This is a genomic window from Mesorhizobium helmanticense, assembly GCF_003034915.1.
GTDB classification, from domain to species: Bacteria; Pseudomonadota; Alphaproteobacteria; order Rhizobiales; family Rhizobiaceae; genus Mesorhizobium; species Mesorhizobium helmanticense.
In genome coordinates this window covers 1-11,453 of record NZ_PZJX01000083.1, presented here as the reverse complement: position 1 = coordinate 11,453, position 11,453 = coordinate 1, and the positions used below count along the sequence as shown (strand labels likewise).

9 protein-coding genes and 2 pseudogenes are annotated in these 11,453 nt (G+C 60.9%); 9 read left to right on the top strand and 2 right to left on the bottom strand.

The genetic code is table 11. From position 1 onward, the window contains the following. Nucleotides 1–573, top strand: a pseudogene (locus C9427_RS32970) (DUF1403 family protein); the annotation flags it as partial. 5 nt (nt 574–578) lie between these two features. Continuing rightward, nucleotides 579–1,295 carry an SMC-Scp complex subunit ScpB gene (gene scpB, locus C9427_RS32965; protein ID WP_107653123.1) on the top strand — a complete coding sequence of 239 codons (717 nt, stop codon included), beginning with the start codon at nt 579–581 and terminating at the stop codon, nt 1,293–1,295. A gap of 20 nt (nt 1,296–1,315) precedes the next feature. On the opposite strand, the gene C9427_RS32960 is transcribed toward scpB, so the two are convergent. After that, nucleotides 1,316–2,338 (bottom strand): tetratricopeptide repeat protein, encoded by a 1,023-nt coding sequence (locus C9427_RS32960; protein WP_107653120.1) that lies wholly within the window; start codon nt 2,336–2,338, stop codon nt 1,316–1,318. 108 nt (nt 2,339–2,446) lie between these two features. On the opposite strand from C9427_RS32960, the gene C9427_RS32955 reads away from it, so the two are divergent. The 7 genes and pseudogenes from C9427_RS32955 to C9427_RS35125 all read left to right on the top strand — a co-directional run. Beyond that, nucleotides 2,447–2,824, top strand: a complete 378-nt coding sequence (locus tag C9427_RS32955; protein WP_146172643.1) for a hypothetical protein — start codon at nt 2,447–2,449, stop codon at nt 2,822–2,824. Nucleotides 2,825–3,014: 190 nt separating this feature from the next. Next, nucleotides 3,015–4,097 (top strand): hypothetical protein, encoded by a 1,083-nt coding sequence (locus C9427_RS32950; RefSeq protein WP_107653122.1) that lies wholly within the window; start codon nt 3,015–3,017, stop codon nt 4,095–4,097. Then, nucleotides 4,094–5,005, top strand: a complete 912-nt coding sequence (locus C9427_RS32945; RefSeq protein ID WP_245437275.1) for a nucleotidyltransferase family protein — start codon at nt 4,094–4,096, stop codon at nt 5,003–5,005. The genes C9427_RS32950 and C9427_RS32945 overlap by 4 nt, the downstream gene beginning before the upstream one ends. A 9-nt stretch (nt 5,006–5,014) precedes the next feature. Next, complete coding sequence (locus C9427_RS32940) at nt 5,015–6,454, top strand: hypothetical protein (RefSeq protein ID WP_107653118.1); 1,440 nt, start codon at nt 5,015–5,017, stop codon at nt 6,452–6,454. Beyond that, nucleotides 6,390–9,827 (top strand): S46 family peptidase, encoded by a 3,438-nt coding sequence (locus C9427_RS35130; RefSeq protein WP_245437274.1) that lies wholly within the window; start codon nt 6,390–6,392, stop codon nt 9,825–9,827. The genes C9427_RS32940 and C9427_RS35130 overlap by 65 nt, the downstream gene beginning before the upstream one ends. 479 nt (nt 9,828–10,306) lie before the next feature. Further along, the gene (locus C9427_RS32930; protein ID WP_006329067.1) at nt 10,307–10,819 is read left to right on the top strand and encodes a DUF192 domain-containing protein; all 513 of its coding nucleotides are present in this window, start codon (nt 10,307–10,309) and stop codon (nt 10,817–10,819) included. Nucleotides 10,820–10,839: 20 nt separating this feature from the next. Beyond that, a pseudogene (locus C9427_RS35125) lies at nt 10,840–10,984 on the top strand (alpha/beta fold hydrolase); the annotation flags it as partial. A gap of 251 nt (nt 10,985–11,235) precedes the next feature. Here C9427_RS35125 and C9427_RS34560 read toward each other — a convergent pair. Next, the coding region (locus C9427_RS34560) for a hypothetical protein (RefSeq protein ID WP_208636453.1) at nt 11,236–11,453 on the bottom strand (218 nt) is incomplete at its 5' end.

Below are 11,453 nucleotides of genomic sequence, written 5' to 3'. Positions count from 1 at the left end.
GACTAGGTCTCACGCTCAACGATGAGGCGGTCAGCGATCTGACGGACGATCTGCGACAGCTTGCCGCCAACACCGGCACGGTCGAAACGCTGGTCGGGGCCTTCGCGGCCGCGGAGCGTTACGGCTTCCGGCGCGTTCTCGGAGCCTGGCTTGCCGATGTCTTGCTCGCGCAGCGGCTAGGCTGGACACATGCAATCCCTTTGTTGGGCGCCGAAGCGACCTTAGTTGTGGGTACGGGCCGGGCGCGTCGACCTGGCTGCCGGCGCCGAAACGGAAGCCGATTGGGCCAAAAGCCTGCTGGCCGCGCAGGCGCGCGCTGCGTTGCGCGCCATTGATCTTTTCGCCGAACTTGAGCGCCGCGCGGACCGGCTGCTTGCGGTTGCGCCGAAACTCAGGGCCAAGGCGGCGGACGTCGTCGTGGAAAAGCTGCTCTCTGACGACGCGATCGTCGCCTCGGAACAAATCGCCGGCATGAGCGATCGCGGCCTGCGCCGCCTGTTCGCCCGGCTGGTCGAGCTCGGTGCCGTGCGTGAATTGTCCGGCCGCGCCACCTTCCGCATCTACGGGCTGTGAAGACAATGGCGGAGAGTGCACGTAGGCGAGGAGGGAGCCGGCCAGATGACCGTCGATCAGCTGACCAGCTGTTTGACCGGGAACTGGATCATCTGCCGCCGGAAGCGCGTTGGCGTGAATGGATGCACCGGGTCGAAGCAACGATCTTCGCCGCTAGCGAGCCGGTCGACCGCGAAATGCTCGCCCGCATCGTCGGGAAAAGCTGCAGCATTGATCTTCTCATCGACGACATCCGGGAGGAGCTGCGCGGCCGCCCTTACGATCTGGTTTCGGTCGCCGGCGGCTGGAAACATTTGACCCGGCCTGCCTATGCAGACGCCATCCGCGCTGCTGTAGGTGGAAATGGGAAGACGACCGACCTTACGCAGTCGGAGGTTTTGGTGCTGATGTGCATCGGCTACTTCCAGCCGATCACCCGCGCCGAACTGTCGTCTTTCTTCGGCAAGGAGATCAGTCGCGATTTTATTGGTCATCTGCGCGGTGCCGGCCTGATCGCTTCCGGTCCGCGTAGCCCGACGGCGGGCGCGCCCTACACCTATGTGACGACAAAAGAATTCCTGCTGGAGTTCGGGCTCGACACGCTGCGCGACCTGCCGGATTTCGAGTCACTCGAGGATGCCGGCCTGCTCTCTAAGGAGAAGCTGTTAGCCGGACAGATGCCGACAACTTTTGCCAACAACGCGGAAAACGATCCCGATGGCGACTCGCTGGACGGCGGTTAGGCAACGTTCCAAAGGAGGCGTCAGCGGTGCCGCCGGTGCGCCGCTTGATGGAGCCACGGTGCGACCTGTCGACCGTGGCGGTCGGCGCGACTCTGGACGATCTCTTTCGACAGGGCGTTGTTGATCCGAATTCGCGCAGCATCCTCGCGATCGAGGATCTCGCGGCGGCGGACGGGGTCAAACTCCCACAGTAGCGCCCCCTGACATTCCAGGATGCCGGCGCGCTCGATCAACACTTTCGGGTGCGTGTGCATCCAGCGCACAAAGGCAATGGCCCCCGGCGTTTGCTGCCAGAGGCCGCCGTAATGCTCCAGATATTCGCGGGCGATTTCTGGTGCGGCGAGGTTCGAGCCGTGCCAGATCGCGAGCGGCATCGGGTCGGGATTGCCACATAGGATTTCGGCGATATAGCCGTTCGCAACAAAGCCGTGACGCAGGCTGGTCGCGGCGGAGACGGTTTCTCCGGCACGGAGTTGCAGCAAGGCGCGCTCATAATGATAGGGTGGATTGTGGGCGGCTTCATCCGCAAAGATGCGGTCGGCTTTGTCTAGCTCACCAGCGCGCAGATATTCCGAGCCGATCAGGTGGCGAATGCCCTGATTGTCGTTGGGATTCCATGCGAGGATCTTTTCCATGAGCGCTAGCGTCTTACGACGTTGACCAAGCCGAAGTTGGCACAACATTGAGCCCTGGGCGGCACGGAGAAAGGGACGGTTCTCCAGAATCCCCCATTCGATTGGCCCCGTAAAATCCGAAGGGATGGCGCTTTCGCCTATTTCGAGGCCGCGCAAGCACGCCTGAAGCGCGAGCCTCGGCTTGCCCTCTTCCACCAAGGCGTTTCCAAGATGGGCGTAGCCGTCAATGAAGTGCGGGTAATGCTCGACTAGCGTTTTGAGTGTCTTGAGATATTTCGCCGGCGTGATCCGTCCAGCCTCGCGCTGCTCGAGAGCTTCGTCCAGTTTTTCGACGACCTCTTCGTGGTTCTCGCCGTGCCGGAAGACGCCACCGTCTTCGAAGATTTCCAGTGCGAGCGGGCCGTCCATGGTGTCGAGTCTCCTCCTTGCTAGCGATTGCGTTGAGATTGATCGACCGCTCTTGGATCTCACGAATCGCAACACCATATGCAACGATTTAACCGGGGAGGGCGTATTTTGACAGACTATCTTGTTACTTATGACTTTAAGGATGGAGCTAGCAAGCAATGGGAAGAGTTCGTCGACTGTGCTGAGGCGGAAGGGCTGCTTTACGTGTTTCATGGCACGTCAAAGCTATTCCGTTTAACAAACACGACCCTATGGGGCGTGTTTTCCGACATCGATGCTGCCACAGCCGCCTTCGACAAGGCTCTGTCCGTTGCCGAAAAGGCTGTCGGTCGCAAGATCGTCCTCGAAAAGCGGTTTATTGCAGCGATTCCCACTTGGTCCATAAGGTCGGACAAGAACAAGGCGCCAGAGAGCCGTTGGACGAAATCAACGAAGTTCGAGACTTGCCGCGCGCATCAGAAGAATGATCCATTCTTCGCGTACTGATCCTGTATGGTGGTGTTCGCCTGTTCGTTCTGCGAGCGTGCCGGAAAAGCCGATCACGCTGCCTGATGCGACCTGTACGAAGTGCTGTAAGGGGCCCCAGCTCTCCGAGATGAATTTCGCTGCGCAGCAAATATTGACTTAACGTCGAATATGCGATAATTTCGTATTATTCGCTGCGCAGAAAATGACGATGGAAGAACAGACGGTCGAAGCCCTCATTGAGAATTTTGCCGAGGCCCTGACCGAAATCGTCGGTGCTGCGCCCCACATTCTGCGGGAGCCGGAGGGCGCGCGAGGCTCGTATCGACCGGACTTCGTGATGGAAATGAGCCGAGACGGCGAGCCCTATCGGCTCATTGTCGAGGCCAAGCTATCGCTCTTTCCTCGGGATGCCCGCGAGGCAATCTGGCAGCTCAGGAACCATCTCGCCCACCACGACGTCGGTGCCGATCCGGCGGTGCCCGTTCTTATTGCCGAGACTATTTCGCCAGGCGCCCGGCAGCTGCTCCGCAAGGAACGAATTGGCTATTTCGACTCCAGCGGGAGTCTGTTCATCGCAGCGAGGGGGCTTTACCTGCGTGTCGACAAGCCGGCATCGAGGAAACAGTCCCGCTCACTGAACAACCTGTTCACTGGCCGACGTGCCCAGGTCCTGCACGCTGTCTGGGTCGCCAAGTCGGATTGGTTCGGCGTCCACGAACTCGCGGAGCGGGCCGGTGTGTCGCCCGCGACGGCGTCGGAAACCTTGATCGCTGTCGAGCGCCGGGAATGGGTCGAGGTGCGCGGTGCTGGTCCCTCGAAAGAGCGCCGATTGATCAACCCCCGTGCTCTGCTCGACGCCTGGTCGACCTATCAAGGCTCAGTTAAGCCGAAGGCCGTGCGGTACTACTACGTCCGCTCGACGACGCCTCCGGACCTGCAACGTCGACTTGATCATGCATGCCAGGGGGAAGGCATTCCTTACGAGCTCACCGGCATCTCAGCCGGGCAAATCCATGCTCCTTACCTGTCGAACGCATCCCAGGTTTCCTGTCGCATTCCTGCTGGTCGGGCGATGCATGCCGTGCTGGACGCTATCGAGGCACGCCCCGTCCGGGACGGCTGGAATCTTGGCGTTCACGAGTTGAAGTCCGACGACGAACTGCCATTTCGCCAGAGGATCGATGATCTGTGGGTTGCCGATCCGCTCCAAACCTATCTTGACTTGCTGCAAGCGGGAGGCCGGGCCAAGGAACTGGCGCAGCATCTTCGTGCCGAGAAACTGAAGGCATGATGTCCAAGCCGCAGTTTCTCGTCGACTACAGCCAGGAGGTAACGCGGGACTGCGAGCGTGTGCTTGTCACGCTCTTCAGTGGTCTCGGACCGTGGCGAAATTCGGTGTTCCTGGTCGGCGGTCTGACGCCGCGCTATCTGGTGACGGCGCGGCCGCCGGCCGTTCCGGCTCATGCCGGCACGGGTGATATCGACGTCGTCGTTGATCTTGCCGTTCTCGCGGACACCGAAGCCTATCGTACGCTTGAGGAGAACCTCAAGCGAATGGGGTTCGAGCGCGCGGAAAACGACAAAGGCGTGAAGGTCAATTGGCGCTGGAAGACCAAGACCGAACACGGGGTCACGGTCATTCTCGAATTCCTGGCCGACGACCCGAAAGTGAAAGGTGGTGCGCTGCAAGAGCTGCCGACCGAGGGAAACATCTCGGCCGTCAACATTCCTCACGCATCGCTCGTTTTCGACCTCCACGATCATATGGAGGTGACAGCCGATCTCCTTGGACAAAAAGGGCGAGCGACCGAAACGATACCTTACGCGAATATCGTATCGTTCACCTGCCTGAAGGCGTTCGCCTTCGACCACCGTCGCGAGGGGAAGGACGCCCATGACCTTGTCTATTGCCTTGAGCATGGCGAGGGTGGGCTGGACGGCGCCATTGCCAAATTCAAGGATGCCCTGACTGGCAAACACGCCGGAATCATCGGTGAAGCGCTGGCGATCCTTTTGAAGCGCTTTTGCGACCCGAAGCCTGACGAAGGCTACCTTCGTGAAGGACCGGTAGCGGTCGCGCGGTTCGAGATCGAAGGCAATGATGAAGACGCCGACATTCGCGAACAGCGGTCGCTGCGGCAGCGCGCGGTGAACGATAGCCTTTCTCGGCTGCTCGGCGAGTTGGGCATCGAGGGGTGATCGCTGTTTATGTCGCTTCTCGCCGCCACCCAGATTCCAAAGCCTGCCGACGAGCAAGCCTTCGAGCGCGCCTCTGTCGTGCTGTGGCGAGGCTTGCTCAATGATCGGTCGGTGCAGCGGAATGGTCGGCGCGGCCAACGGCAGAACGGCGTCGATCTTTTCGGGATCCGTGACGATGACGCGGATTGGCACGTTGGCATTCAATGCAAGCTGAAGAGCGAAGGGCATTTCCTCGCCGAGGATGAGGTTCGGGAGGAAGTCCGAAAGGCCCTGACCTTCAAGCCGCCTCTCAAGGAATACTACGTCACGACCACTGCGCCGGACGACGTCGCGATGCAGGAGCTTGCACGCGGGATCACGGCCGAGCTGGCGAAAACGGGACGTAAGCTCCGCGTGTTCGTCTGGGGATGGAACACGCTAGAGGAAAAAATCAGCGAGGACGCGGGGGCCCGCAAGGCGTTCGATCCGACCTACGGCCCGTTCAGCGAGCATATTCTCGACGAAACCCGCCAGATCACCATCGCCCAGACCGAGACCCGTGCCGAAATGGGTGCTGGTTCTCGCATGGAAGCGATGCTCACGGAGGTGAGCGCGCGGTTGGCTGTTCCGCCAGGTGACGCAACGGTGGCTTTGAGCGCGTTCGAGGCGCATCTCGACGCGGAGATCGACGAGTACCGGGAGCTCAACAACAGCGGAAAGACGCTGACGGCGTTACCGCTTCTGGAAAAGCTGCTCGAGCGTGTCCGGAGCACGGCCTCTGGCCGCATCCTCTTTCGCGTCAAGGCGAATATTGGCCATTGCCTGCTTGCGCTCGGTAAGGACGACGAAGCCTCCGCGATGCTGCTGTCGTCCTATGACCATGCGCCGGACGAACCGAAAGCCGTCGCCAACAAGGCTTTTGGGCTGCTGTTGCGAGGAGAATGGCAGGAACTTCTCGCCTTTGGCGGAGCGAAGCTTGACGCGGATCCGGGAAACGAGGGCCTTGCGGGCTATCTGGTTCAGGCCGCCCGGTTCGATTCCTCCGTCAGCGATCCGCTCAGCATCATTCCCGAACAGCTTCATCACACTGCGGCTGTGCAAATCGGTCGGGTGGATTTTATCCGGCGCCGTGGACAGCCGGGCGAGTGGTGGCCCGTCGCCAAAGAGGTACTCGAAGCACACCCATCCGAACCCCACGCGGTCCAGTTTGCGGCGGAGGCCGAGCTCGACCAGATTCTAACGAGTGAGAGCTTTCAGCGCACGCGTGTTTTGTCGCCTGCGGAGCGGGCCAGACTGGAAGCCGCTACGGCAACGCTGGTATCGCAATGGGATCGCGAAAGGGTGACGGAGGGCGCCTTACGGCCTGAGGATGCCGCGCTGTGTGGCAATGTCCTAGTTGGACTGCATGCGCTCGGCGATCTGCCCAAGGCGCTCGAGGTCGCGCGCCAATCTTTCGCTTGCGCCCGATGATGTCGAAATTATCACCCGAGCGGCCGTTGTCGCTCTAGACGCCGATGATGACGCGTTGGCGCACGAGCTCCTCGCCAAACTGCCTCGGAACTCCGATGCGACCGTCCTGAAGTTCCGCTTTCACGCATCCCGGGCCGATTGGAGCGAGATCGCACGTCTCGTTGAGGAAGATGCCTCTTTGATCCCGCCGGTGGAAGCGCCGATCATTTCGACGACCGGCAAGCTGGCGGCGATCAAGATCGGCGGCAGTGACGAGGAAGCGCGTCGGCGGGAGATTTCCGCTGTCGCGGTGGAGGCGGCCAGCAACCCGCGCGCAAGCGTCGTTGTCGCCGATTTTGCCCGCCGGGAAGGTTTCGAAGAAATCGCAGACGGCGCCTTCAAAGCCGCCCTAGGTCACATCGCGATTGGAAGTCACGCTGCAGACAGGCTGATGGTCGCGCATCATGCAGCTGGCCGTGGCGATTCTTCGATCGTTGCGGATTTGTTGGATGGCCACGTCGCTGAAGATCACGACAACAACGAGTTGCGGGTGCTGGCTCGCGCCTTTGTCAACGACAGCCCCATCCGGCAACGAGCGCTGTCCTTCTTCGAGCGCCTTCCTGCGGAGGTGCGGGGGCTTCCATTCTTCCTCCATGCCGAGGGCCTGCTGCATTTCAACCGCGGTGCGCTTCCCGAGGCGGAAGCGGCGCTGAGGAAAGCCATCGCGACGCAACCGGAGCTCGACACCTACCTGGCGCTGTTCTCGGTCCTGCATCGTCTCGACCGAGGCGCCGAGGTGAAGGCGGTCATCGAGGGAATTGATCTCGATGAAGTGATGGGGACGCCTGGCCAGAAGATGTCTTTGGCACAGGTTATGCGCAAAGTGGGGGAGGGAGCCAAGGCGCTGGAATACGCCTACGCCGTTCTTCAATCCGCCAGGAACGATCACGAGGCGGCTCTCCGCTATTTCGGCCCGATCATGATGGATCCGGAGGACGGCTTTGTTCCGTCTGCGGAAACCGTGGCCGTCGATACCTGGGTCCGTCTGGAGAGCGATCGTCGTGAGGTGCACGCCTTTCTCATCGAAGAGGGGGAGGACCGGCCTGCGGAGGATGTTTTAAGCCCGACACATGCGACCGCGGCCGCAGCTCTGGGCTTGAGCGTCGGAGATGTATTCGAAATGCCGGCGGTCTTCGGCGAGGTTCGCAAATGGCGGGTCGCCGAGATCAAGCACAAATATCTGCATGCTCTTCACGACATGATGGAGAACTTCGAAAAAAGGTTCCCCGACGCGGAGGGCTTCTACAAAATCACAATGGAAGAGGGGGATATTCAGCCTGCGCTGGATCAGGTGAGGCGCGTGTCTGAGAGCAATCGCAAGCTCGCCGATCCCTACCTCCGGAACAATTGCCCGCTCAGCCTGGTCGTCTCCAAACGCGGCGGCGATACCATCCGGTTTGTCGAGTACGTTCGCTCGCTCGATTTCGACATCCGAACCTGCGTCGGCACGGACGCCGAGCGCGTCGCCGCTCGCCAGATCATCGAGCGGCATGGAAGTTCTGGCGCGGTCCTCGATACCTACACCGCTTGGACCGTCTCGACGATGGATGCCTTCGATGTTCTGAAATCGATATTCGGATCGGTCATCGTCGCACAATCCGTCGTTGATGAGCTGCGAACGCTGAGAGACGAGCAGGATCTCACGGCCGAACGCTCGATGACCGTCGCTTGGCATAACGGCGAATACATCAAACAGGAGCACACCGCCGAGGACGCCGCTGCACGGCGCGCCTATATCCAAGAGCAGCTTTCTAGAATCGAGACGGCCTGCGAGGTCCGCCCCGTTATTGTGGCCGACAATCCGTCCGAACTGGCGACGATGATCCACCAATCCTTCGGTAGTGATGTGCTCGACGCCGCCAATTTGGCGGGAACGGAGCATGTGCTCGTTTCGGAGGACATGCATTACCGGCCAAAGAGTTGGCTGCCCATAGCCCGTGAAGGCGTCCAAGAAGGCGACTTCGTGATGGTCGCCGGCTTTCCCGGCGCAACCCAGCGGTTCCTGACCGCCGATGAAGTCCGGTTCAACTTTGCCGAATACGAACCACTGTCCCAGCGTTTGCTCTCGGATTATGCCGCTCAGATCAAGCAAGCCACGGCAGGCAATCGCGAAGCGCAGATCCGCTACGCCTCCACCCTGCGGGGCGTTGAAAACTACAAGAAGAAGCTGGCGGGCGATCTAGCCGGCGCCGACGCGATCGGCCTCGACGCGCGCAAGGCTACCGAGGAGGAAGCTTTTCGCGCTTGGGTCGCTGAGTATCCCGTGCGGCAGACGCGCTTTGACGCAGCAATCCGCGAACTGGACGCGATGGTAGGCGAGATTAGCCGGGCTTCGCTGGCGAGGCTGCGCCAGGGCTTGCTCAATCGCGCGCATCTACTGTCATCGGCACGCACTCTCTATCGCTGGACAAAGGAGCACGAGAAGCCCGATGAAGACCGTGAAAGCGGCTTTCAGGATCGTGACCGTAAAGAAATCTCGGATCAACTGACGCAGATCGAACGCCGCTATTTGCCAGACATCGATCGAAAGCTTTTCGAGGCCGCACTCGACGAGTATCGCCGGCTGGATGAAAAGGACCGCGATACTGCTTTCGAAAGTGCTTTGGGCCAAACTGGCCTTGACCGACTTTATGCAGGCACCAAACTCGCAGACACGGCGACGCGGCTCGGCTGGCTTGACAAGCCCGCTGCTGCCTTCGAGGCGTCGGATGATCCTTTCATTAAGCTGGCGGTCGCGCTCTATCCCGGCGACATCGCTGCGGAGCAGGCTGCGAAGGACCGCGCTGGACGCAGCCAGGCGGCTCGCGCCATCTATATGCATGGTCAGCGTGCCTACCGGCAGGCAATCGGCCGGCCGATGTATCCCGACGCGAATGGCTCGCTGCGCATCACTTGGGGCAAGGTGGCGGGGCGAACACGCGACGGGCAGATCTGGACGCCATTCACCACGGCCGAGGGACTTCTGGCCAAAGAAACGGGCAAGGGTGAGTTCGATGCTCCAGATGCGGCTATCGCAGCGATTAGAGCCAAGGATTATGGCCCCTATGTCGCGCCGGCGTTGGGCACGCTGCCGGTCAACTTCCTGTCCACCGCCGACATCACCAACGGCAATAGCGGCTCGGCGACGCTAAATGGGCGCGGCGAGTTCGTCGGTCTCGCCTTCGATGGCACGCTTGATGCAGTGATCTCCGATTGGGCATATGCCGCGGACCGCAATCGCAGCATCCATGTCGACAGTCGCTTCATGCTCTGGACCATGGACAAGATTGACGGCGCTGGCCGGTTGCTCAAGGAGATGGGAGTGCTGCCGGCGTCGCGCTCCTCAGCGGGGTAGTCTGGCGGTAGGCAAACGCGTCGGCCCCGCCAGCAGAACGGCACTTCGGGATATTGACGTGAGCTTGCCACGGCGATCGTTGATCGTGCTCGAATCGGGCGGCGCTCCAACGCATGCGCAACATTCGAAGGTTCGCCAGCGCCTGAGCCGTTGCCCAATTCCGTTTCTCCTTGGCATAAATTTCCAATGACGTAATCGGTGCAGTCGCGCCGATGCGCCAGAACATCGCACTTTCATCTTTTGGTTGCGTGTTTCCCAAACTCTGGACAGGGCTTTATACTTTCTAGATCGCTTCCCGTTGCCCAACGCTGTCGGACTTTGCTACCCGCTCAGGAGCTCGCCGTGACGTTCGGGCGACTAGTCTTAGTCTAGTTCTTTCGCTTGACCATGATCTTTCCGAACTGCAGGTCAGCGCAGCAAAAACAGGGTTCCACTTTTTGGGATCATGGTCTAGGACGATTTCCGGTCGAGGATTTCGAATGACTCACGGGAACTGGCTGACAACGGGCGTAGTCTGCGCCGCGATCGCCTTTGTCGTCGCCACAGGCGCTTTCTTCCATTCCCAGCAACCGGCTTCGGCCGACAGCCGGGCGATGATCCTTGCCGTCGACCCGCAGCCGCTGGTCGCGGTGACGAAAGGCGGCGAACGCTCTTTTTCCGTCGAAATCGCCGACGCCTCGGCTGAGCGCGACGCCGGCCTGATGTTTCGCGAGGAGATGGCCGACGATCGTGGCATGCTGTTCGTGTTCGAGGAGCCTCAGGATGTCAGCTTCTGGATGAAGAACACGCCGATGCCGCTCGACCTGATCTTTGTCGGCCAGGACGGCAGGATCCGGGCGATCAAGCAAGGCAAGCCGCAATCCGAGGCGATGATCTCGCCCGGCGAGCCGGTTCGCTTCGTGCTCGAGCTCAAGGCAGGCACGGCAGCCAGGAGCGGCATCGCGGACGGCGATTTGTTGCGTCACCCGGCAATCGGCACTGCGCACAACTGAACACGCAGGATCGATCGCAGATGAAGTTTTTCTCCCATGACGGTTTTGACCTTGCCTTCCTCGACCGCCAGCCGGCATCGGGCAGGGCGATCCGGTGCTCATGATCCATGGCTTCGCCTCGACCCATTACGTCAATGGGTGTCGCCCGGCTGGTTCAAGGCGATCTTCGCCCTGTCTGTTTCGACGACTGCTAGCCTGAGGGCTCGGAACCTCTCTCCAGAAGGTACGCTGCCACATCCTCGGAGAACCGTCTGCGCTTCCTGCGGCGCGACAAGGACGCAATCCGGATGTTCGGGATCTCGAGCGCCCTGAACCACCCCGTGTTACCTGGCGATGCCGGACTGGCGCGCGATGCGCCGAGCCGCAGCCGCGTCATTGCTCGCGCAGGCGAGCACAAGAGGTCCTCATCGTCAAGGTCAGCAGTAACACCTGCTCTTTCGAGCGCGGCGGCGACCTCCGGCAGGCCGTACCGCGCCTGCGTGTAGGCGCTGATACCGTCCCGCGTTCATGCCGTCCTGCTCGAACACCTCGATGCCTAGTGCCCGCGCCCGCTCCGGCGTGAGCATCAGGAAGTCGTTCGGCCCAGCGATCCTGAAGAAGCGAATGGCTTCGATCCGCACACCAAGATGCGTGG

Excerpts from the sequence above, each read along its gene's own strand:
- C9427_RS32950 (WP_107653122.1), top strand. The coding sequence starts at position 3,015 with ATGGAAGAACAGACGGTCGAAGCCCTCATTGAGAATTTTGCCGAGGCC.
- C9427_RS32945 (WP_245437275.1), top strand. The coding sequence starts at position 4,094 with ATGATGTCCAAGCCGCAGTTTCTCGTCGACTACAGCCAGGAGGTAACG.
- C9427_RS32930 (WP_006329067.1), top strand. The coding sequence starts at position 10,307 with ATGACTCACGGGAACTGGCTGACAACGGGCGTAGTCTGCGCCGCGATC.
- C9427_RS32960 (WP_107653120.1), bottom strand. The coding sequence starts at position 2,338 with ATGGACGGCCCGCTCGCACTGGAAATCTTCGAAGACGGTGGCGTCTTC.
- C9427_RS35130 (WP_245437274.1), top strand. The coding sequence starts at position 6,390 with ATGCGCTCGGCGATCTGCCCAAGGCGCTCGAGGTCGCGCGCCAATCTT.
- C9427_RS32940 (WP_107653118.1), top strand. The coding sequence starts at position 5,015 with ATGTCGCTTCTCGCCGCCACCCAGATTCCAAAGCCTGCCGACGAGCAA.
- scpB (WP_107653123.1), top strand. The coding sequence starts at position 579 with ATGGCGGAGAGTGCACGTAGGCGAGGAGGGAGCCGGCCAGATGACCGT.